Here is a 20,393-nt window from a genome sequence, read left to right as displayed (position 1 = left end):
CTCAAAGTCCTGTTTTGATTTTTACGACGGCGCCGCTTCTCGCAGCCTCGACGACGGCGAGGCCCGTCGCGAGCGACCAGATTCCATCCTCCGCCGTTGCGGAAGGACGGCCTTTGCCGGCTACCGCAGCATGAAAGGCCTTGAGCGCAGTTTCGTAGAGATTGCTCGCATTGGTCGGCAGCTGATGCTCGCCATCGGCGTTCTTCAACGTGATTGTTCCAACCGGGCGCTGGGTCATGACGTTGCGGCCGACCAGCGAGCCTTCGGTGCCATGCACCTCAAAGCCGGTTTCGGCATATTTGGTGGTGAAGGCATCATGAAACTGCGCGAGGATACCGTCCTCGAAACGCATCACGCCCATGACGCCATCTTCGACGCCGGGCTTGCCCATCCCCGCCGCCTGCGAGAATGCAACGACCTCCACCGGATCACGCCCGAGAACGAACCGCAGCGTGTCGGTGTCGTGAACAGTGATGTCAAGAATGACGCCGGCACCTGCCTCCGGCTTGTCCAGTCGCCAGCCTTGCAGGTGGGCCGGCAGATACACGGCATGAAAGACGCGCGCCGCAAGCGGCTTGCCGATTTTGCCGGCCGCAATCGCGTCGCGCATGGCGATGTGAGTGGAGGCGTTGCGGAGATGATGGTTGGTGGCAAGCACGACGCCAGCGTCATTCGCCGCCTTCGCCATGGCATGCGCGTCCCGCAGCGACATCGCCAACGGCTTTTCGCAAAGGACATGCTTGCCGGCGCGTGCCGCCGCGATCGCCTGGTCGCAATGAAGCTCATTCGTCGTGGAGATATAGACGGCATCGACCGCGGGATCGTTGACCAAGGCCGCGACGTCGGAAACATGCTTCGGGATGCCGTTCTCCTTCGCATAGGACTGACCGCGCTCAGCATTCGAACTCATGACGGAAGCGATATCGCCACCCGTCGCGCGGATCGCACCAATCACCCACTCGCGTGCAATGGTGCTCGCGCCAATCAGGCCCCAGCGAATCGTCATGCCGTCTTCCTCCCTGCTTTTTTCTGGGCGGCGCCGCAGCTTTCGCGAACGACGAGCCGGACGGCGGTCGTCACACTTTCGGGTTCCGCCTTGCCTGCGTTGATCTGCTTGAGCAGAAGCTGTGCCGTACGCCGGCCCATGCCTTGCGGATCGACGGAAACTGTCGTCAAAGCAGGAACGGCCGTCTGCGCCTCGATGACGTCGTCGAAGCCGACGACAGCGAAGTCTCGACCGGGCTCCATGCGCCGCGCGCGCAGACCGTCACACACACCGAACGCAACGGCGTCATTGAAACAGACCGCTGCCGTCGGCCGATCGCTCATCGTCATCGCGCGCCCGATTGCATCGACACCGCCCGCCCTCGAGGGCGCTGACGACACAACCAGCTCTTCATGAAAGCCGAGCCCCGCCGCTTTCAGACCGTCGACATAGCCTTCCAGACGCTCCTCGAAGACCGCCGTATCGGGAAAACCGCCGAGAAACGCAATTCGAGTATGCCCCAAGGACGCCAGATGCTCGACGGCCGCTGACGCTCCTCCCTGATTATCGGACACCACCGACGAGACCTTCGCTCCCGGCAGGTTGCGAACCACGACAACCACCGGAATGCCGGCGGCGACAAGCGGCTTGAAATCGACGGATTCGGTGGCGCGCGCCGGAGAGACGATGAGCCCGGAGATTCCGTGCTCTCGCATCGAGGCAATGACTTCCCGCTGACGATCTATGCTCTCGCTTGTATTGGAAAGGAATTGCACAAAGCCGGCGGACTGCACGACCATATCGACACCGACGGCGAGTTCCGCAAAGAAGCCGTTGGTCAGGTCGTTGACGACGACCCCAATGATCTTCGACTTCGCGCCGGCCTGACGAAGGTTCGCCGCCCCACGATTATAGACATAACCCAGCTCGCGCATGGCCGCATTCACCTTGGAACGCGTCCCTTCATTCACGAGCGGAGATCCCTGCAAGACCAGGGAAACCGTCGACTTCGAAACGCCGGCCGCCTTCGCAATGTCAATGACGGTGACCCGCCCCTTCGCCATGAATTCCTCCTCGGCTTTCGCCAGCTTGGGGCTTAAATAATTGGAACGTTCCAAATTTGTCAAGTCTGCTTTCCAAGAAAATGCATTGTCAGGAATTAGGTTATGCCGACATAAATAGTATTACTTTGTAGATGATTAGTGCCTCTGAAACGGGAAAACCAGGCGCGCCGCCCCATAAGAAATGTTGATTCAAAAAAGCTGTTGCAATTTGGAACGATCCAAATTATTGCCTCAGTCACCATTGAGGAGGATCGCAATGAGCTTGTCTTTGAATCTGCCGAACCCCGACGGTTCCACTGAAGAGTACCGCCTTGTCGGGACGCCGATCGGGCGCCCTTCCACGCCACCCAAATTCAACCGGATCGCTTATGCCGCCGCCCACGTCGTCTCGGACCCGCAAAAGGACGTGGATCCGTGGGGCCGCCCGGCGATCGATTGGGACGCAACGATCGCTTTCCGCCGGCATCTGTGGAGCCTTGGCTTCAAGATCGCCGAAGCGATGGATACCTCCCAGCGCGGCATGGGCCTCAATTGGGCTGGCGCACAGGAACTGATTCGGCGATCACTGGACGAATCTCGCAATATTGCAGGCGCGGATCTCGCCTGCGGCGCCGGCACCGATCATCTCGCAGCATCCGACGCAAGATCGATTGACGACGTCATCCGGGCATATGAGACCCAGATAGAATTCGTCGAAAAGAACGGCGGCCGCGCCATCATGATGGCAAGCCGCGCCCTCGCTCGGGTCGCGTCCTCTGCCGACGACTACGCCAAGGTTTACGGCCGGATTCTCTCCCAGGCCAAGGACAAGGTCGTCCTCCATTGGTTGGGCGAGATGTTCGATCCGAACTTAGCCGGCTACTGGGGGAGCTCCGAATTTGCGCCGGCCCTGGCCTCTGTTCTCAGGATCATCAACGAGAACAAGGACAAGGTCGAGGGAATCAAGATCTCGCTGCTCGACAACGCCAAAGAGGTACAGCTCCGCAATCAGCTTCCTGAAGGCGTACTCTGCTTTACGGGCGATGACTTCAACTATGCCGAACTGATTGAAGGAGATGGCGAGCGTTACAGCCATGCGCTCCTTGGCATCTTCGATGCCGTTGCACCGTCGGCATCAATGCATTGGCATCGCTCGCAGCCGGCGATGCCGCTACGTTCCGCTCTGTTATCGAGCCGACCGTCCCGCTCTCGCGCAAGATCTTTGAAGCGCCGACGCAATACTATAAGGCTGGCGTCGTCTTTCTGGCTTGGCTGAATGGCCACCAAAGCCATTTCAGCCTGCCGGCGGGGTTGCAGTCGGCGCGCGGCATCAATCATTATGCCGAGATCTTCCGCCTCGCAGACAAGGCGAACGTCCTGGACAAGCCGGAGCTTGCCACCGCCCGCATGAAGCATTTCATGGGCGTGTTCGGCATTGGGTGCGCCATCGTGAGAACCACGCCAGGGCGCGCACTCTAGCGCTCAACATACGGGTCGCGTCGGGATCGCCTGCGCGACCTGTCGAAGTCTCTTGTCCTAGTTCCCGCCACACGGCGGGTTCCGTTCGACCGCTCTATCTAGTAGCTACAAGGTCGGTCGTTATCGAATCCAAGTGCACAAGCCGAGTTCAGCGGAAGATTTCGATTCTGTTGATTGGACGTCGAAGTACAGGCCGACGTGATTGTCGTAAGGCTGATCAGCGCTCCGATCACTACAAAAACGCGAAATCGGTACATCTACTCCTCCTCGCAGCAACACACGACGACCGTCGGCCAATAGGTTCGAAGCAACCTCGCATTGCGCGGGAGTTCCAGGCACGCTCGTTGAGATCGAACCAGCACTCGTCTCCGTCACCAGGTTGCGGCAAGACGAGGCCCGTCAATCTCGACTATAGACGACCGAAGTCGATTGCACATTGGACCTTGGTCTCGCGATCGTTGCGGCGCTAGACGCGCTTCATGCGATGTCGAAACACACAAGAATGGCGACCCCTGCAGGAATCGAACCTGCGACAACCTGCTTAGAAGGCAGGTGCTCTATCCAGCTGAGCTAAGGGGCCACGCGACCGGGCACTGGGTCCGGCCATATCTGTTATCGCTGGACGCGGATCAATGCGTCCAGGGTTGCGTCCGCGTATAGCGGAAGTTGTCGGGATAGGCCACGATCTGACGCTGCGGATCCTTTGGCGCAATCACCCGGTACTCGATACCGTTACGCTTGGCATAAGCCTCGGCGAGTTCCTGCGTTTCGAAGGTCAGCTTCAACTGCTGGCGCATATCCGAGGAGGACGTATAGCCCATGATCGGGTCGATGGTGCGCGGCGTCTCCTGATCGAACTCAAGAACCCAAATATGTGTCTTTGCCTTGCCGGACTGCATCGCTGTCTTGGCGGGACGGTAGATCTTGGCAGACATCGCTGCAGCGCCTCCGGTTAACGGGCTTTCGCACTCAAAACTTCGTCTTCCCCATGTCCGGGGCCTCTCTTCATTCAAACATCGCACGAAGAGATGAATTTTGCTTAGCGGCGAATCCCTTTCTTTTCAAGAGAAAAGCCGTGGCGCAGGAACCGGCATTCATGAGCCGTTTCCGACGCCCATCCACTACCCTTCCCTAATTCGCACTGACGTCAACAGACGCACACCGCGCTGAACGAAAGAGCGCTCACCAAGCGGGGGATTAGGTGATTTTAGATATTGCGGGCTCGAGGCGAACCGTGTATTGCCCTCCCTCGTCGGCACGGAGTGTAGCGCAGTCTGGTAGCGCATCTGGTTTGGGACCAGAGGGTCGGGAGTTCGAATCTCTCCACTCCGACCACTTTTCTCGACAATTCATGATATGACTGGCTGCCTTAACCGGCATTGCCAACCCATTCACATTGCCCCCGCCAATCGGCGCGGCTGCGCAACGCCCCCGAATCGATTGCGTATAGGTCGATCTCGCGGTGCTTTGGAGTGGCGCGCTATTTCTTCTTGGTGGTCGTCGCGCTCATCACTTTGTCACCCGGCTTGATGCCGAGCTTTGCCGTCACGCCGGCATTAAGCTCGATCACATACTTCACCTCCGTCATCGAATCGATGATCTCCTGCGAGTACGGCACGGCGTTCTGCTTGATGTTGCGAATCGTACCCGTCGAATCAACGAACAGCATATCGAGGGGCAGGATCGTGTTTTCCATCCACATCTGCACCCGTCGCGACACGCCGAAATCGAAGATCATTCCAGCGTCTTCGGCCATTTCCTTGCGATACATGAGCCCGCGCTGGCGCTCTTCGTTCGTGTCGGCGATCTCGACGATGAAATTCAGCCGTTTGCCAGACGCCGTGTGGATGATGAGCGGCTCCTTGTCGAACGTCATCGGCTGTTGCGAAAGGGCCGGCAGGGCGACGATGAAAAAAAGCGCCGCAAGGGCGCTTCTTATCCAGTGCGAGCGGGACACACGCATCAGTGTGCGCGGCTCACCGGGCTTGGCACATCCGGATGAATCTCGGCAGCCATCAGCCCCTTGTCGCCGTCGCCGTAACGCACGAGTACGACCTGACCCGGACGCAACTCGGTGAGACCGAACCGGCGCAATGTTTCCATGTGCACGAAAATATCCTCGGTCCCCTCGCCCCGCGTTAGAAAACCGAAACCCTTGGTGCGGTTGAACCACTTTACCAGGGCGCGCTCCAGCCCGCTCGTCGGTGTCACCTGCACATGCGTGCGAACCGGCGGCAGCATCGAGGGATGGACGGCCGTCGACTGGTCCATGGAAAGGATCTTGAATGCCTGGTAGCCGCGTTCGCGGCGCTGAATCAGCGCAACGATCCGCGTGCCTTCGAGAATTGTCTGGAAACCGTCGCGACGCAGGCAGGTCACATGAAGGAGGACATCCTGCATGCCATTGTCGGGGACAATAAAACCGAAGCCCTTGGCTACGTCGAACCACTTGACGACGCCGGTGATTTCAATGAGGTCGACCGCTTCCCCCGCGAGTTGTTCGAGGTCGGTGAATTCCTTTGATGAAATCCTGTCAGCCATGTCGCCAGCCCCTCAATACGCGTCACACTGTTACGGTTAACTGATTCTTGAGATCAAGATTAACATGTTGGTAACGGATTAGCGCAAGTCCTACTTTTCGATTATTCCCAGTTGCCAATCATACCCCGCTGTCTTGCCCGAAACTGGTGTTCCGCCACATAAGATTCCGTCACCCCGCAATAGAGAGGAAATAGAATGCGTTATCTCCACACCATGGTCCGCGTGAAAGATCTGGATGCCTCCCTGCATTTTTACACGACCCTCTTCGGCCTCGAGGAAGTCCGACGCACGGAGAACGAGAAAGGCCGTTTCACGCTCGTTTTCCTTGCGGCCCCCGGCGACAAAAGCGACGCCAGCGCCAAGGGCGCGCCATGCCTGGAATTGACCTACAACTGGGACACCGAAGACTATACCGGCGGGCGCAATTTCGGCCATCTCGCCTATGAGGTCGACGATATCTATGCCGTCTGCCAGAAGCTGATGGACAACGGTATCACCATCAATCGTCCGCCGCGTGACGGCCACATGGCTTTCGCGCGTTCGCCCGACGGAATCTCGATCGAGATTCTGCAGAAGGGCGGCAGCCTTCCATCCGCCGAACCCTGGGCTTCGATGGGCAATACCGGCGCCTGGTAGCCGAGGCTTTTGCGAGGCTTGCGGCTTTTGCGATTTCGGACCGACGTGTCCGCGCCGCGCTTGCCGCAGCCTGGTGGCGCAGGCACTCTCCAGCCGACTCGAGGCGAAACGACGCGACTTTTGCGCAGCTTCGCCATCTCCTGGAGACTGCTCGCGTGCTCGCTATTGAAAAGCGGATCCCTTTTGGACCTGCCCTTCTGATCGCCACATCGGCACTGATGCTGACCGGCTGCATGTCGGACAAGAAGGGTACCGATGCCGCAGCGGTGGTCGCCCCCGTCGAGCCGGCTGATGTAGCGCAGCAGGCGGCGGCGCCTGCCAAGCCCGGCTACCGCGACCCCATGGTGGCCGGCATGTCGGGCCCCCAGCCGGCTCAAGCCGCGAATGCGCAGCCGGTGGCGGTCGGATTGACCGCTTCGGCGCCTGCCAATATTGGCGGCCTGGCAATGCAGTCGACTGGCATTAATGCACAGGCGATGAGCATTTTCTCGGTACACCCGGCACCACAAAACAATCCGACCTCGACGCAGTTGCAGCCGGCCGCCGGCAATGCCTATGCACCCGGCGGCGTCAGCCCGACCCGCTCCAGCGTCTACAGCAGCCAGCTCCCACCCGATCAATCCCCGCAATCCCAGCAGGGTCAGCCGCCCTTGCTGCCACAGCAATCCTCACAGAATACAAGCACGCAGATCACGCCGGTCCAGACTGCCTCATTGGCAACGGGCCAGACGATGAATGCGCTTTACAGCGCACCGCGGCAAAACCTGCTCGGCAGTCTTTCCGGGTTGCTACAAAAGGCCTCGCTACCCGGCATGACACGGATTGCGCCCAACGGTCTGCATCTTCAAAACGACAAGGTTGACGTCGGCTGCTTCAAGCCGAACCTGTTGAATGTCATCAAGGCCGTCGAAACGCATTTCGGCAAGCCAGTCGTCGTCACGTCGGGCTACCGCGACCCAGACCATAATCGCATGGTCGGTGGCGCCGAGGAATCCATGCACAAGACCTGTGACGCCGCCGACATCCAGATGGACGGAGTGTCGAAATGGGACATCGCGAGCTATATTCGCTCGCTGCCTGATCGCGGCGGCGTTGGCACCTATTGCCACACCGATTCCATCCATCTTGACACCGGAAAGAGCCGTGACTGGAACTGGGGTTGTGGCGGTAGAACGGCGCCGGCGGCGATCGCGCGCGCCCTTTAGCGCTTGCCCTGCATCGTTCATAACACAGCGTAAGTATGCCCGATGGGTTGCGAACATCGACCGATAGCGTTTTGATTCGGTTGCAATAAACGCGAGTTCGCTGCCGCAAAAAAATCCTGTCATTATTTTGCAAAAAATCGAAATTGCCGCTTGCGGGATTCAAAGTGCCTGACTATAAGGGCGCCACCACGAAGGAAGCGCCCTTCGTCTATCGGTTAGGACACCAGATTTTCATTCTGGGAAGAGGGGTTCGACTCCCCTAGGGCGTGCCATTCGTGTTGATTTCATTGAATTTTTTGGTTTTCTTCGACATGATTGCCGCGTATTCGCAACCTTCTGCGGAAAGCGGCGGTCTTGCGCTATGCCCCTCGTCCAATAAAAATGGCCGATGTCCAAACAAGTCCTTTTCATTCAGGGTGCGGGCGAAGGTGTCCACGACCACTGGGATAACCAGCTCGTGGCGAGCCTCGAGCGCGAACTCGGCGAAAACTATGCTGTCCGCTACCCAAGGATGCCCGGCGAAGACGATCCCAGTTACACAGTCTGGAAGGCCGCACTGGCGAGCGAACTCGACTTGCTGGAGGATCGGGCAGTTCTCGTGGGTCACTCGTTCGGCGGCACTGTTTTGATCCATGCGTTTGCCGAACAACACAAGCCAAGGTTTGGCGGCTTGTTTGTCCTCGCGGCACCCTTCTTCGGAGAAGGCGGATGGTCAAGCAGTGGCATGGGCGACTGCCGCGAGGTCCCAGGGCGCATTTCGGCCGGCACTCCCCTCTATCTCTATCATGGCGCTGAAGACGCGGAGGTGCCTGCTGCCCATGTTCATCTCTATGCGAAAGTGTTTCCACGTGCTGTGGTTCGAATGCTCGAACACCGAGATCACCAGTTCAACAATGATCTGAGCGACGTCGCGGCAGACATTCGTTTGCTCTCCTAAGCTTAGGCATCGCTCTCGCCGCTTTCGAGCAAGAGCAAGAAGGCGCCGCGGTATTTTCACTCAGTTCGCGCGTCTTGTCGAAACGCGCTTCCGTTCCTATTTCTTTTGTTAATGCGCCCTTCGTCTATCGGTTAGGACAACAGATTCTCATTCTGTAAAGAGGGGTTCGATTCCCCTAGGGCGTACCACTCGCACCACTCCCATTGATATCATTTGTTTTTTTGGGTTGCGCGTCAAAATGCGCCTGAACCGACCTACGCCCTGCCCTTGCGGCCGAAAACGCTAATGGGCGCAAATGGATACGGCTGCGAAATCAATCGAAAGCAAACCCCCAAAATAGCGAGCTTGGTGGATCAGTCCCTTTGCTCGCTCAACGAACATTTGGTTCGCAAATTTTCCGTTGCGTACTTCTGGCCGGAGTACAGGGTGCTATTGTCGCACAGTCGGAATTTGAGCGTAGGTGCCGCCATGGACGAAGGACAAGTTGAATGGTTATCACCCGTCGTAAGTGCTTCCATGACCGAAGGGCGGGTTGACTGGCTGACGGCTGTCATCGTCGGAGGCGTTGCCGGTTGGATGGCCAACAAATTCATGCACGCCCATGCCCATCTAGCGACCGATATCGTCGCGGGGGTCGTTGGGGCCGTTATCCTCAATGCAATCGCGGAGCGACTGGGTTTTCACTACGGCGGATGGGTCGCTTTTTTCGGGCTCGGCTTTTTCGGCGTGTGTCTGCTGTTGCTGCCCATACGGTTGGTCCGAGTTCGCATGCGACCACCGCGGGCTCCCGACGACTGGTGAGCGACGGTGGTCAAAAGACCGGCCAGTAACGCGAGCATCAGCCCAGCGCTGATATGACACTTTTCCTCTTAGACCCAGTTCATGCGGGATGGCGCGAACCAGAGCGCACGGTGACCTTCTGCCAAGCGGTTGGCATTGGAAGTCGGCTCGGCGTGGTCAGAAGCCGCTGATCAGCTCCACCTTCGAACCGTCGCTGAAGCGTGAAATCCGAAATGCCTTCGGGTCGACGACGGGTGGCCCGCCGGTAACGATATCCGCCATCAAGCGCCCTGCCGCCGGCCCGATGCCGAAGCCATGCCCGGAAAATCCGGTCGCGACATGAAAGCCGGGAATGGCGTCAAGGGCCGAGATGACGGGCACGGCATCTGGCGCAACATCGATATAGCCACCCCAGCGCTGCGCGATTTCCGCCTTCTCGAACACCGGAAACGCCCTTTTCAGGCCGCCTAGCGCATCCAGCGTCAATTTCTTCGAGGGCAACGGATCGAGAACCCGGTGAGACTCAAACGGGCTTGCCTCATCCATCGACCAATGCCGCGGAATGCGCAACTCGTCGAAAAAACGACCGGCCAAGCGAAAGGAGAGCGATTTCCACTCGGCCCGCAACGCCGGCAGGAAATCTGCGGCATAACGGAACGAATCCGGCACGATGTCGACGATGTTGTCGTGTCCGCAAGCTACGGTATAGCCGCCGTCTTGCCGCTTGCGGATCGCGAAATCCTTCGCCCAGATCGCTTGCTCCGGCCCGCCTTCCAACGGTCTGGTGCGCATCACGCTGTTCAATACCTTGAGCTGCGGCAGGTCGATGCCGAAGCGCCCGGCAAACAGGCTGGACCAGGCTCCACCAGCCAGAACGACGGCCGTGCAGGCGATCGCACCACGTTCGGTCACCACGCCACTGACGGCTCCCGCTGAAGTCTCGATGCCGCGCACTGCGCATTCCGTCAGGATCGTCGCTCCCTTGTCGCGCGCTGCTTCAGCGATTGCCGGTGCCACTTTCTGCGGCTCCGCTCGCCCGTCGGCCGGCGTATAGAGCGCTCCCGCCGTGTCGAGCCTCGCCCCGGGAACCGTTTCGCCGAATTCGCGTGCGGTCAGCATGCGGGATTCGATCTGATAGCCGTCCAGATTCGTACGCCAGCGCTCGTGGTCGGCCAGTTCCTTTTCATTGGTGCAGGTGAAGATGATGCCGGCTCGCTTGAAGCCGGTGTCGCGACCGGTGCGCTTGTCGAGGCCATCCCATATCCTCAGCGCCTCGGCCATCAACGGGACTTCGCGCGGATCGCGCATCGAGATGCGCACCCAACCCCAGTTGCGGCTCGACTGTTCCTTGCCGATACCGCCCTTCTCGCAGAGCGTGACGCGCAAGCCACGTTCGGCAAGCTCCAGCGCGGTGGAGCAACCGATGATACCGCCGCCGATGACGACAACGTCGCATTCTTTCGGAAGCTCCTCGTCACCGTGGACGGGAACGACATACGGACCGGGCATGAGGGATCGTCTCCTGGCAGGAACTCAAGATCGTTAGGCTAAGGTAGCCCTACAACCCCAATCCGCATTTCGGAACCCTGCCCGTGCCTTGTCCTGCATTCTTTCAGGACTGCTTGAAGGCAAACACGTCGACCGGTTCGCCCAATCCCCGAAGCGGGAACGAACCGAGGCTTTCCATGCCTTCCTTGCACGCGGCCATTTCGACGAAGGCCCGGGAGAAAAGCACCGGACGCTTGATTTCCTTCGTCAGGCTTTCCAGGCGCGAGGCTACGTTCACGGCCGGTCCGATCACTGTGAAGTCGAGCCGCCGACGCGAGCCGATATTCCCGTACATCACGTCGCCGACGTGGACGCCGACCCCGTAGCGCAGCACCTCGCGCCCGTCGCGCGCATTGCGCTCGTTGAGATCGGCGACAGCACGCTCCGCCTCCTTGATCGCCATCAGAAGGTTCTGGCAGGCCGCGGCGTCGCGCAGCGGAAAGATCGCCAGCATGCCGTCACCCATGAACTTGAGGATTTCGCCACCGTGCTTTTCGATCGGCTCCGACATTGCGTCGAAATAGCCGTTCAGGAGCTCGATGACGTCATCGCGCGGCCATTGATCCGAAATGGTCGTAAAGTCGCGCAGGTCGCAGATCATGATCGCAGCACCGACCGTCGCACCGCTGCCGCGGGTCGTGGCGCCGGCAAGAATTTCGGCGCTGGCGTGTGGCCCGACGTAGGTTTCAAGCAAAGTGCGCGCAAGAATGTTCTTGGTGCGAATTTCGCTCACAAGCGTCAATGCCGGAAGAACGTCTTTGAGGAAGGCGATATGCTCTCCTGTAAAGCCACCGGGACGGTCACTGGAAAAGGTCGCGATGTGGCGTTTGCCGAGCGTGTGTTCCATTGGCCAGGCGACGTACTCGGTTAGCCCTTCACGTATCATTTCGTCATAGAATTGGTGGTGGCCGTCGCCGTCGCGCATTATCTCGAGGTTTCTGCGTACTTCGACTGCGCCGCTGAAGATCTCGTTCACCGGGCTGTTTTGAAACTGCGGTGTTTTCTCGACCCCATAGGCGAACGTATCGATCTTGGCTTCAGCCAGGCCGGTGCGCCAGAGGATGCGCGCACCCAGCCATTGCGGATGAAGCGTTCGGAAATGCAACGATGCGCGTGCAACAGGCACGCCCTCGTCGCGCAGCCGCTGGCACATCTGCACAAATATGTTGTCGATGAACCTCTCGCCGCGCGTCTCGTTGACCAGCCAATCGATAATCTTGCGTCGACGCGTCGGCCACACGCCCTCGCTCTGCTCCATGAGGTCCACAGGTACGTCCGAAAGGGATTGCATAACTACGCTCCACAAAACACGGTCGTCTCCCGATTGCGGAAGACCCTATCCATCCACCAGCTAGATGGTACACGGCGCGTCGAATTGAAATAGCCGGTACCGACCAAGGATGAGTTACGCTGTTTCTTAGCCGAGCAAACGCCGTGTCTCTGCGATGGTCGTGGCGCTCGACGCCAAAGGCCTGTATTCGAGTCCAATCGCGCCGCCGTAACCATGTTGGACGAGCCAATCGACGCGGTGCTTGAGGTCGATATTCCCGCTACCCGGCTCGTTCCTTCCCGGATGATCGGCGATATGGACGTGGAAAACCCGGTCGATGTTGTCCGCTATGACCTCTGCCGTATCCTCCCCCATCACTGCGGAATGATAGACATCGTAGACGATGCCGATCTCTGGCCGCCCCGTCGCCCTCACGATCTCGATGCCTTCGATCGTTGAGTGCAGGAAATAGCCAACGTGATCGATCAACGTGTTGAGCGGCTCGAGTCCAAGGCGGACACCAGTACCCTCGAGAAACTCGCCGGCAGCGGTCAGCGTCTCGACGAGCGCCACCTTCTGCTCGTCACGGGACTTACCAGGGAGATCATTGCCTGCCTGGGCAATCAACGTATGCGCACCGAGGCGTCGGGCAGTCTCAACAGAACTTTTCAGCCCCTTCAGGAAGTTTTCTTTGTTGTTTCTGTCAGTTAAGGCGATCATCGGTTCGGCCACGAAGCTGGTAAGTTCAACGCCCGTTTCGGTCAGCGCCCATTCGATGCTGCCGATATCCTTGTCCGTCCATCTCCAGAATTCGACGGCCTCGACACCATGACTGTGCGCAAACCGGATCCTGTCCGCGAAGTTCTCGGCCTCGGCTGCGAACAGCCATTCGATGCAAGCAGAAAGTCTCATGGCGGCCTCACTGAATCGGGAACTGGTCGACCATAGTCGAGCGGCGGCAACAGGCATATGGCAAAAACCTCCCGCGCGTTGTTTCCGTCTTGACGTCATATTCAGCATTGCTAACGTGTGAAGGCGTATTAATCTCCCAACTCCGCCCGTCATTCGATGACGGGCGTATCTTTTTCCAGCCCGATTGAGAAAGCTTGGAATGGCGACAGAGGGACGATGACTGCGGTGGGCGTATCGTTTAGCAAGGCGGGCGTCGTAACCTTGGTGGCCGGCTTTATGCTGGCGCTTCCCAAGACGGCCCTTTCCCAGCCGCCCGCGGCCACTTCACATCGCGTCTGCGTTTATTCTCTCGACCTCCCGAACTCCGGTGAGCGCCTTTGCATCACCCGCGAAACATATGGCCGCGATCTTTGCGTCGCGATTGATCACTTCGCTCAGGAGAATCGTCTGCCGCCGGAGTATTTTGCTCGTCTGATCTGGCGGGAGAGCCGCTTCCAGGCGGGCGCCATCAGTCCGAAGGGCGCGCAGGGCATCGCCCAGTTCATGCCCGGAACCGCCAGATTGCGAGGATTGCGGGATAGTTTCGATGTCCTTGAATCCCTCAAGGAATCAGCACGATATCTCGACGATCTGCGAACACGATTTGGCAATCTCGGCCTGGCTGCTGCTGCCTACAATGCCGGTGAACAAGGGCTCGCCGACTATCTCGATACCGGTCTGCTGCCTTTCGAGACCCGTAGCTATGTCCTTGCCATAACCGCAAGCACCGTCGAGCAATGGAAGAACGATCCGCCAGTCGATGCTGCTCAGTTTCTGAGTCCAAACAAACCCTTCATCGACGCCTGCATCGAGCTTGCCAGCAAGCGTCGTCTCACCGAAACCGCATCGGTTCAACAAGGCCCCTGGGCGCCCTGGGGCGCACAACTTGCTGCCCATAGCAACGACGCAGCGGCCCTTCGTCTGTTTTCAGCCGTAGCACGTCAGCTTCCTGCATCGCTCGCAGCCGAAGAGCCGGTCATCGTGCGTGTGCGCGACCGCAGCTTCGGCTTCAGGCCGCGCTACGCTGCTCGTATCGGCAGGCAGACCCGCGCCGAAGCCGACAAGGTCTGCGTGACAGTGCGTGCGGCCGGTGCGGCATGCACGGTTTTCAGAAACTGAGCCAGTATCTGCTTCCATGCAGGAAACCAGACGCCTTTTCTCTCGCGGCCATGAACATTAGAATGAGTTGCGCGTTTCCCTCACGGGAGGAAAGAGCTATGCACAGCACGCCAAACAGACAGATCAGAAATCCGGGGCCGCGGGGCCGAAGCGTCATCAATCGCGGACGACGAAACGACGTTGATTCCGCAGAAGAGCGCAAGCTGCATAAGCTCTTCGGGCGCCATGCCGGTGAGCACGAAATTCAGCCAAATCCGCTCGCCAAGCCGCCGAAGCTTCGATAGCGACGGCCAAGCGTCTGCTCCAGATCAGTCAGTCAGGAAGTCCGGGGCGGTTTCCTGATAGGTCAATTTGAGCGTTCCATCAGGCTGGACGACATACTTCTCGAAGACGCGGTAGCCCCATTTTCCAAGGAACGTGTTCTTGACCACCGTTCCCGGCGGATAGGGTGAGTGAACAACACGTCCATAGGTAATGCTTCCCTGAATGGGCTCAGGAGGTGGCGCAGACGTACAGCCGGTCAGCGCCATCGCAACCAGCATTGCGGCATATCTCATCGCTTCCCTCCCATACCGAACCCTCAAAATCTGGCCGCACTACATGCGGCCAGATTCAATCGTGATCGCCGAACGAGCCGGCGAGACTCGCTTATCCTTGCGGCGTCAACGTCATCGACGTTCCGGTCGCAGCAACGTTGAGGCCGAGTTGGCCAGTCACGCTCAAAGTCTGCAGCTGGACCGAGCCGCTGGTCCCGCCAACGAGAATGTTGGCTCCGACACCGGCGACAAGCGTCGCTTCAGCCGACGCACCTTGATAAAGGCCGCCGAGTGACCCGCGATGATAACCAGCGGTCGGGGCGAACACTGCCCACACGATCCGGCCACGCGTGGTAAACCCGACATCGACCCCCAATTTGCGGATCGCACCTGCGTAGCGGTCCTGCGCTTCAGCATTCGAAACCGGGCTGAAAACGCAATCGACCGTTTTCGCCGAGCCGAGGACGTAACCGACGCCGCCGCCGACATCGCAAGTCAGAATCCCGATCTTGACCCCGTCGCGCAGGTCAGCTTCGGGCGCCTGGTAGGTGCTCACCAAATCAGCCGCGATGACGCTCGAGGCCAGGGCTTGCACCAGGGATGCAGCAGCAACAACGGTTGCGATCTTCTTCATCATTTTCTCCTTGTATTGGCTGAAGATAGATAGCGTATTGCCGTGGTTTACCAATACCGCTGATGCATGGCTGCCCTTCCGATCTTGCAGCCTAGACGACGCCGTATGACAAGAACGAGCCTGCTGCGAACAGACCACCGAAACGGGTCGATCACGGCGATGCAAAAAGCATGGCCGTGATCGATGGGCTCAGAGCGTGAGGCGATCCGAGCTAGTTCAGGTCTTGAAATTGAGCCATGTTCTGCTGAGTGACGAGCTGGAACGGAATCCAGACCTCACGGTCCAACTTCTCACCCCTCGCCGCCTTGAGGGCCGCATCGATCGACCCCTTGCCCTGCCCCTTCGCGTCCTGGAACACGGTAACCTTGAGGTCGCCGGCCTTCATTGCCTGCAACGCTTCAGGCGTCGCGTCGATGCCGGCGACGAGGATTTTGTCTGTCGAGGCACCAGAATTCTTCAACGCGGCTATGGCACCGAGCGCCATTTCGTCGTTATTGGCGATCACGGCATCGAACTCCAGACCCGAGGTCAGCCAGTTCGACACAAGGTCGGCGCCGTTGACGCGGCTCCAGCTTCCGACCTGCTCCTGAACCACGTTCAATCCGCTGCATTCGGCTGTCTTGATGACGTCATGCACGTCCTGTGTCCGCTGCCGTGCCGCCTGGCTAGTCAGATCTCCAATCATGATAACGACATTGCCCTTGCCGCCGAGCATCCGACAGACTTCCTTCGTCTGCAACGTCCCGGATTCGACTTCGTTGGAACCCACAAACGCCTGCTGCTTGCCAAGCGTCGAAAGATCGGTCGGCTGCACGTTGACGTAGATCAGTGGAATGCCGGCCTCTTCGGCAACCTTGCTAAGCGCAGGCGTGCCGTCGGAATCGACGGGATCGACGATGATTGCCGATACACCGCTGGTCGCAAAGTTGCGGACCTGATCGAGTTGCTTGTTGACGTCGGTCGTCGCATCTTCGATCTGCAATTCAACACCGATCGATTTGGCGTAGGCCTCCATGCCATTGACGATCAGTGTCTGGAAGTTATTGGACAGCGTCCCCATTGAAACGCCTATGCGTTCGGCGGCATGAGCTTGAGTTGCAAGCACCAGGGCGAGCGCGCTGGCGCTCAGGAATCTAAGCATGTTCTCCTCCCCAGAGATGGTGCGGCACCCGATGTCCGCATCAAGACGGTAGCTGCCCCCACTCCCCTCGTCCGCGAAAATTGTGATGAAAAAACCTCAACTTGACGACGTTTGCCAGTATCGAAGAAAACAAGAAGCCCGGCAATTAGCCGGGCTAAGCTTGGGAGGATAATGATCTTTCAACCTGCCTGCTGTTGCCTCGCCTTCTTCTCCTGGCGCCGGCGGGCCTGCTCCATGAACCGCTTGTCCATCCGCTCTTGTGCTTCACTCGAGCCGTCGTGGAAGGTTCCGAACCACTTGTCGAGCGGGATCACGCCGTCAGCGTAGTTGCACTCGAAGTACTTGTGGTGGAGGTAGTGATCGTATGCATGGGTGTCGATCGCGCTGTCCTCCCCAAGGACGATCTTGTCGAAGCCGGCGTGGCCCGGGGCCGGAGCAAGCCCCGCATGTACGAGGTGAAACATTGCATGCACCGGGTTGGATGGCACGATCCAGTGGATCAACACGCCCGAGAAGTAGAGCAGATGCTCGACCGGATGCATCGCCAGACCGGACCAAGGGCCGGGGTTGACGTTGTTGTGATGCAGCTTGTGAACCGCATGGTAGAGCGGCGGCCAGTGAATCAGGCGGTGCACGAGGTAGAAATGCAGATCCCGGAATGTCGGGATGAGTAACATCACGATGCCGCAGTAGACCGGGTGTTCCGCGAACGAGACATAGGGAATGATGCCGTTCGCGAATGCCCAGAGCGTGACGGCCTCGAAGGCAGTCCATATCGGCACGGCGCTGGCAAACGTCCAGATGACGTTGTCGATGGTCTGGTTTCCAAAGACAAACGCGTCATTGCCGACCGACGGCCATTTGGCATTGTACTTGAAGCTCGTTCCCTGCTTGCGCTGCATATAGAGGCGCAGGTGGAACATTCCAAAAAACACGAAGACCAGCGTGGCGTTGCGCACCAGGAGATACGCGACCCAGCCGATCGAGAAGGTCTTTGTCGTTTCGAAGGACGGCGTCGCGTACAGCCAGACCAACGTCCCGACAACGGCATAAAGGACGTTCCAGGGCATTAGGTAGCCCGGATAGCCGAAGACCCACTTCAGGAATCGCATCGGCTGAACCGGCCATACAAAAACCGGCGGATAGGAGAGCAGTTTGGCGGGCGCCCAATCGCCCCGTTTGTTGCGCTTTCCGTAAAGTGTATCGTCCATCGCCACTCCTCCGTATCGATTACCTCTGAAGATACCGAAGCAGTGTGCGGGAGCCCACACATTGCTTGAGGTGTTTTCCTCATTTTGCAACTGTGCTCATATGCTGCCGCTAGCCAATAGTTTCGGCGGGAGGAGCCAAACATGTCCAAAGTGACTTTGAAGGATGTCGCCAGAGAGGCGAAGCTGGGATTGGCAACCGTCGAACGCGTTATCAATGGCCGCGGCGGTGTTACGGACAAAACCATCGAGAAGGTCATTCGCGCAGCCAAGAAGCTGGAGTACGGGACACGCCAGTCGCATTTCAATCGCGGGGCGATCCGCATCGAGGTCATCCTCGTTCGCCCCGAAACGAGTTTCTTCGCGCGCCTGAATCAGGCCTTCGAACGGATCGCCGCGTCGCTGGACAAGAATGTCATTCTGCATCGGACCTTCGTCAAGGAAAGCGATCCGGTTGGCATGGCGCGCCACGTTGCCAACCCGGCCTTCCGACGTTCCGGACTAATCATATGCGCGCCCGACGATGCCCGGGTCAGCGCCAGTCTCCGAAAGGCCAGTACAGCCGGTGTGGAAGTGGTCCAGATCGTTGCCCGTTGCGATTCTGACATCCCGTTTGTCGGCATTGATGACTATGCCGCCGGTCGTTGCGCCGCCTATTACATGACCGGGATGCTGGGTGCCCGCAGCGGAAAGCTGGTCTCTCTCTGTCATAGCGGCGCCTACGCAAATCACCGCCAGCGCATCAAGGGTTTCTCCGACTACATCGCCGAGAAAGGCTCTCCGGAGCATTCATTCTCGCTTGTCATGTTCGGCCATGATGACGACCTTCAATCGGCGGAGCTGTTAAGCGAGGCGCTTCGCCGCAACGCGGATATTATCGGCGTCTATTCGGCCGGCGGCGGCGACGAAGGCGTGGCGATCGTCCTGCAGCAATGGGCGAAGCAGAAGGACGTCTATTGGGTCGGCCATGAACTGACGGATAAGAAGAAGCGGCATCTGCAGTCCGGCCTCATGGACATATGCATTGACCAGACTCCGGAGGTTCAGGCACGTCGCGCCGTCGACATGATCCTGCATAAGCTCGACATCATCAAAGCTGAGATCACCACCGATCCCGTGCGCTTCATGACCATTAACGCCCAGAACGTCTAGCTGTCGCGCATTGATCAAAACACCTCAGGGAATAGCCTCGCCAACGCCGCGATTTCGTGCTGTCTAGCCGTCAACTGAACCCGCGGAGGCGCCGATGCAATCCCTATCCGTTTTCCAGTCGCTCTGGGCAATGGAACGCCGTAGCGCCATCCAGCCGGAGCTCTCGCTTGAGGAGAGCATCGAACGGATCGCAGAGGCCGGATTCGATGGGGTCAGCGCCCATTGGTACGACCGCAGCCACGTCAGGCGCCTGAACTCTCTCCTAAAGCCTCACGGGCTGAAGGCCGAGGGCCAATGCTTCCCGAAGAGCGTCGACGACCTCAAGCCCGCACTCGAGAACGCTGCCGAATACGGTGTTGCCCACCTCTGTCTCCAACCCGACGTCCGGCTCCGCCGCATCGAGGACTGTCTTTCATTGCTCGAAGGTTGGCAGCGGTTGAGCGAAGAAGCGAAGATTCCAGTCTATGTCGAGACCCATCGCGACCGAATGACGACCGACCTCTTCTTCACGCTCGATCTCCTGGACCAGCTTCCCAATCTCCGGCTGCTCGGCGACCTGTCGCACTTCCTGGTCGGGCGCGAATTCGCCTGTCCGGTGTCGGCGGAAAACCATGCCATGATCCATCGCATTCTCGACAGCTCGTGGTCCTTCCATGGGCGGGTCGCGTCGCGCGAACAGGTGCAGATCGAAATCTCCTTCCCGCACCATCAGCCATGGCTCGATCTCTTCATGGAGTGGTGGGAGTATGGTTTTCGAAGCTGGCGACGCCGGGCCGGACCAGATGATACACTCGCCTTCACCTGCGAACTCGGCCCAAAGCCTTACGCCATCACCGGCCGTGATGGCGAGGACACCACCGACCGGTGGGAGGAAGCACTGCTGCTGAAAGACCGCGTAAAAGAACTCTGGGCGCGCACCGCCTAATCGATCGCAAGTAACAATCTGGGAGGAACCCGACATGGACGTTCGCGCCGCCGTTGCCGTTGAGGCTGGCAAGCCTTTGGAAGTGATGACCGTGCAGCTGGAGGGACCGCGGGCTGGCGAAGTGCTGGTCGAGGTGAAGGCGACCGGCATCTGCCACACCGACGATTTCACTCTGTCGGGCGCCGATCCGGAAGGCCTGTTTCCGGCCATCCTCGGCCATGAGGGTGCCGGCATCGTCGTCGATGTCGGCCCGGGGGTGACCTCGGTCAAGAAGGGTGACCACGTCATTCCGCTCTATACGCC

The 20,393-nt window shown here is 59.0% G+C and carries 20 protein-coding genes, 4 tRNA genes and 1 pseudogene; 12 read left to right on the top strand and 13 right to left on the bottom strand.

The window, feature by feature from the left end:
- Position 1 precedes the first annotated feature (1 nt).
- Together FHT77_RS17530 and FHT77_RS17525 are read right to left on the bottom strand one after the other, a co-directional pair.
- Positions 2 to 1,006 (bottom strand): Gfo/Idh/MocA family protein, encoded by a 1,005-nt coding sequence (locus FHT77_RS17530; protein ID WP_183756220.1) that lies wholly within the window; start codon positions 1,004 to 1,006, stop codon positions 2 to 4.
- Positions 1,003 to 2,049: a LacI family DNA-binding transcriptional regulator gene (locus FHT77_RS17525; RefSeq protein ID WP_183756219.1), complete on the bottom strand. Its 1,047-nt coding sequence runs from the start codon at positions 2,047 to 2,049 to the stop codon at positions 1,003 to 1,005. The genes FHT77_RS17530 and FHT77_RS17525 overlap by 4 nt, the downstream gene beginning before the upstream one ends.
- A 256-nt stretch (positions 2,050 to 2,305) precedes the next feature.
- On the opposite strand from FHT77_RS17525, the pseudogene FHT77_RS17520 reads away from it, so the two are divergent.
- Positions 2,306 to 3,507 (top strand): annotated as a pseudogene (locus tag FHT77_RS17520) (dihydrodipicolinate synthase family protein).
- Positions 3,508 to 4,010: 503 nt separating this feature from the next.
- Here the strand turns inward: FHT77_RS17520 and FHT77_RS17515 are convergent.
- Together FHT77_RS17515 and FHT77_RS17510 are read right to left on the bottom strand one after the other, a co-directional pair.
- Positions 4,011 to 4,087: transfer RNA gene (locus FHT77_RS17515), tRNA-Arg, on the bottom strand.
- A gap of 49 nt (positions 4,088 to 4,136) precedes the next feature.
- Positions 4,137 to 4,442, bottom strand: a complete 306-nt coding sequence (locus FHT77_RS17510) for an ETC complex I subunit (protein WP_016554394.1) — start codon at positions 4,440 to 4,442, stop codon at positions 4,137 to 4,139.
- Between the two features lie 323 nt (positions 4,443 to 4,765).
- On the opposite strand from FHT77_RS17510, the gene FHT77_RS17505 reads away from it, so the two are divergent.
- A tRNA-Pro gene (locus FHT77_RS17505) sits at positions 4,766 to 4,842 on the top strand.
- Between the two features lie 145 nt (positions 4,843 to 4,987).
- On the opposite strand, the gene FHT77_RS17500 is transcribed toward FHT77_RS17505, so the two are convergent.
- On the bottom strand, positions 4,988 to 5,470 hold the full coding sequence (locus FHT77_RS17500; protein ID WP_183756218.1) for a DUF192 domain-containing protein: 483 nt from the start codon (positions 5,468 to 5,470) through the stop codon (positions 4,988 to 4,990).
- Entirely contained in the window at positions 5,470 to 6,048 is a 579-nt protein-coding gene (locus FHT77_RS17495) for a cold-shock protein (RefSeq protein WP_183756217.1), read from the bottom strand. Before FHT77_RS17495 ends, FHT77_RS17500 begins: the two co-directional genes overlap by 1 nt.
- Before the next feature lie 195 nt (positions 6,049 to 6,243).
- Between FHT77_RS17495 and FHT77_RS17490 the strand changes: the two genes are divergently transcribed.
- From FHT77_RS17490 to FHT77_RS31375, 6 genes are all read left to right on the top strand, one after another.
- Positions 6,244 to 6,684: a VOC family protein gene (locus FHT77_RS17490; protein WP_183756216.1), complete on the top strand. Its 441-nt coding sequence runs from the start codon at positions 6,244 to 6,246 to the stop codon at positions 6,682 to 6,684.
- A 155-nt stretch (positions 6,685 to 6,839) separates the two neighbouring features.
- Positions 6,840 to 7,889: a D-Ala-D-Ala carboxypeptidase family metallohydrolase gene (locus FHT77_RS17485; protein WP_183756215.1), complete on the top strand. Its 1,050-nt coding sequence runs from the start codon at positions 6,840 to 6,842 to the stop codon at positions 7,887 to 7,889.
- Between the two features lie 197 nt (positions 7,890 to 8,086).
- Positions 8,087 to 8,161: transfer RNA gene (locus FHT77_RS17480), tRNA-Glu, on the top strand.
- A gap of 116 nt (positions 8,162 to 8,277) precedes the next feature.
- Positions 8,278 to 8,826 carry an alpha/beta fold hydrolase gene (locus FHT77_RS17475; RefSeq protein ID WP_183756214.1) on the top strand — a complete coding sequence of 183 codons (549 nt, stop codon included), beginning with the start codon at positions 8,278 to 8,280 and terminating at the stop codon, positions 8,824 to 8,826.
- Positions 8,827 to 8,939: 113 nt separating this feature from the next.
- Positions 8,940 to 9,014, top strand: a tRNA-Glu gene (locus FHT77_RS17470).
- Between the two features lie 25 nt (positions 9,015 to 9,039).
- Positions 9,040 to 9,627: a GlsB/YeaQ/YmgE family stress response membrane protein gene (locus FHT77_RS31375; protein ID WP_246719905.1), complete on the top strand. Its 588-nt coding sequence runs from the start codon at positions 9,040 to 9,042 to the stop codon at positions 9,625 to 9,627.
- A gap of 156 nt (positions 9,628 to 9,783) precedes the next feature.
- Here FHT77_RS31375 and FHT77_RS17460 read toward each other — a convergent pair whose 3' ends face one another.
- From FHT77_RS17460 to FHT77_RS17450, 3 genes are all read right to left on the bottom strand, one after another.
- Positions 9,784 to 11,115 (bottom strand): FAD-binding oxidoreductase, encoded by a 1,332-nt coding sequence (locus FHT77_RS17460; protein WP_183756213.1) that lies wholly within the window; start codon positions 11,113 to 11,115, stop codon positions 9,784 to 9,786.
- A gap of 103 nt (positions 11,116 to 11,218) precedes the next feature.
- Positions 11,219 to 12,445, bottom strand: coding sequence for an adenylate/guanylate cyclase domain-containing protein (locus tag FHT77_RS17455; protein WP_183756212.1), 1,227 nt, complete (start codon positions 12,443 to 12,445; stop codon positions 11,219 to 11,221).
- A 126-nt stretch (positions 12,446 to 12,571) separates the two neighbouring features.
- On the bottom strand, positions 12,572 to 13,336 hold the full coding sequence (locus FHT77_RS17450; protein WP_183756211.1) for a TIM barrel protein: 765 nt from the start codon (positions 13,334 to 13,336) through the stop codon (positions 12,572 to 12,574).
- Between the two features lie 216 nt (positions 13,337 to 13,552).
- Here FHT77_RS17450 and FHT77_RS17445 point away from each other — a divergent pair, with 216 nt between their 5' ends.
- On the top strand, positions 13,553 to 14,494 hold the full coding sequence (locus FHT77_RS17445; protein WP_183756210.1) for a lytic transglycosylase domain-containing protein: 942 nt from the start codon (positions 13,553 to 13,555) through the stop codon (positions 14,492 to 14,494).
- Between the two features lie 308 nt (positions 14,495 to 14,802).
- Here the strand turns inward: FHT77_RS17445 and FHT77_RS17440 are convergent, their stop codons facing one another.
- The 4 genes from FHT77_RS17440 to FHT77_RS17425 all read right to left on the bottom strand — a co-directional run bounded on the left by FHT77_RS17440 (position 14,803) and on the right by FHT77_RS17425 (position 18,016).
- A complete protein-coding gene (locus tag FHT77_RS17440) occupies positions 14,803 to 15,051 on the bottom strand; it encodes a hypothetical protein (RefSeq protein WP_183756209.1) in 249 nt (82 codons plus the stop codon).
- Between the two features lie 91 nt (positions 15,052 to 15,142).
- Entirely contained in the window at positions 15,143 to 15,664 is a 522-nt protein-coding gene (locus FHT77_RS17435) for a DUF992 domain-containing protein (protein WP_183756208.1), read from the bottom strand.
- A 211-nt stretch (positions 15,665 to 15,875) separates the two neighbouring features.
- The gene (locus FHT77_RS17430) at positions 15,876 to 16,805 is read right to left on the bottom strand and encodes a sugar ABC transporter substrate-binding protein (RefSeq protein ID WP_183756207.1); all 930 of its coding nucleotides are present in this window, start codon (positions 16,803 to 16,805) and stop codon (positions 15,876 to 15,878) included.
- A 179-nt stretch (positions 16,806 to 16,984) separates the two neighbouring features.
- Complete coding sequence (locus tag FHT77_RS17425; protein ID WP_183756206.1) at positions 16,985 to 18,016, bottom strand: sterol desaturase family protein; 1,032 nt, start codon at positions 18,014 to 18,016, stop codon at positions 16,985 to 16,987.
- 141 nt (positions 18,017 to 18,157) lie between these two features.
- Here FHT77_RS17425 and FHT77_RS17420 point away from each other — a divergent pair, with 141 nt between their 5' ends.
- The 3 genes from FHT77_RS17420 to FHT77_RS17410 all read left to right on the top strand — a co-directional run.
- Complete coding sequence (locus tag FHT77_RS17420) at positions 18,158 to 19,165, top strand: LacI family DNA-binding transcriptional regulator (protein ID WP_183756205.1); 1,008 nt, start codon at positions 18,158 to 18,160, stop codon at positions 19,163 to 19,165.
- A gap of 94 nt (positions 19,166 to 19,259) precedes the next feature.
- Positions 19,260 to 20,090 carry a sugar phosphate isomerase/epimerase gene (locus tag FHT77_RS17415; RefSeq protein WP_183756204.1) on the top strand — a complete coding sequence of 277 codons (831 nt, stop codon included), beginning with the start codon at positions 19,260 to 19,262 and terminating at the stop codon, positions 20,088 to 20,090.
- Between the two features lie 34 nt (positions 20,091 to 20,124).
- A partial coding sequence (locus FHT77_RS17410) for an alcohol dehydrogenase catalytic domain-containing protein (protein ID WP_183756203.1) occupies positions 20,125 to 20,393 on the top strand: 269 nt, incomplete at its 3' end.

The sequence above is a fragment of the Rhizobium sp. BK181 genome, assembly GCF_014193305.1.
Classification (GTDB): Bacteria; Pseudomonadota; Alphaproteobacteria; order Rhizobiales; family Rhizobiaceae; genus Rhizobium.
Note: the sequence above shows the minus strand (reverse complement) of the source record. Positions and strands in the feature narration are given on the sequence as shown.

Coding starts and splice junctions, on each gene's coding strand:
- FHT77_RS17530 (WP_183756220.1), bottom strand. CDS start 1,006: ATGACGATTCGCTGGGGCCTGATTGGCGCGAGCACCATTGCACGCGAG.
- FHT77_RS17525 (WP_183756219.1), bottom strand. CDS start 2,049: ATGGCGAAGGGGCGGGTCACCGTCATTGACATTGCGAAGGCGGCCGGC.
- FHT77_RS17510 (WP_016554394.1), bottom strand. CDS start 4,442: ATGTCTGCCAAGATCTACCGTCCCGCCAAGACAGCGATGCAGTCCGGC.
- FHT77_RS17500 (WP_183756218.1), bottom strand. CDS start 5,470: ATGCGTGTGTCCCGCTCGCACTGGATAAGAAGCGCCCTTGCGGCGCTT.
- FHT77_RS17495 (WP_183756217.1), bottom strand. CDS start 6,048: ATGGCTGACAGGATTTCATCAAAGGAATTCACCGACCTCGAACAACTC.
- FHT77_RS17490 (WP_183756216.1), top strand. CDS start 6,244: ATGCGTTATCTCCACACCATGGTCCGCGTGAAAGATCTGGATGCCTCC.
- FHT77_RS17475 (WP_183756214.1), top strand. CDS start 8,278: ATGTCCAAACAAGTCCTTTTCATTCAGGGTGCGGGCGAAGGTGTCCAC.
- FHT77_RS17460 (WP_183756213.1), bottom strand. CDS start 11,115: ATGCCCGGTCCGTATGTCGTTCCCGTCCACGGTGACGAGGAGCTTCCG.
- FHT77_RS17455 (WP_183756212.1), bottom strand. CDS start 12,445: ATGCAATCCCTTTCGGACGTACCTGTGGACCTCATGGAGCAGAGCGAG.
- FHT77_RS17450 (WP_183756211.1), bottom strand. CDS start 13,336: ATGAGACTTTCTGCTTGCATCGAATGGCTGTTCGCAGCCGAGGCCGAG.
- FHT77_RS17445 (WP_183756210.1), top strand. CDS start 13,553: ATGACTGCGGTGGGCGTATCGTTTAGCAAGGCGGGCGTCGTAACCTTG.
- FHT77_RS17440 (WP_183756209.1), bottom strand. CDS start 15,051: ATGAGATATGCCGCAATGCTGGTTGCGATGGCGCTGACCGGCTGTACG.
- FHT77_RS17435 (WP_183756208.1), bottom strand. CDS start 15,664: ATGAAGAAGATCGCAACCGTTGTTGCTGCTGCATCCCTGGTGCAAGCC.
- FHT77_RS17430 (WP_183756207.1), bottom strand. CDS start 16,805: ATGCTTAGATTCCTGAGCGCCAGCGCGCTCGCCCTGGTGCTTGCAACT.
- FHT77_RS17425 (WP_183756206.1), bottom strand. CDS start 18,016: ATGGACGATACACTTTACGGAAAGCGCAACAAACGGGGCGATTGGGCG.
- FHT77_RS17420 (WP_183756205.1), top strand. CDS start 18,158: ATGTCCAAAGTGACTTTGAAGGATGTCGCCAGAGAGGCGAAGCTGGGA.
- FHT77_RS17415 (WP_183756204.1), top strand. CDS start 19,260: ATGCAATCCCTATCCGTTTTCCAGTCGCTCTGGGCAATGGAACGCCGT.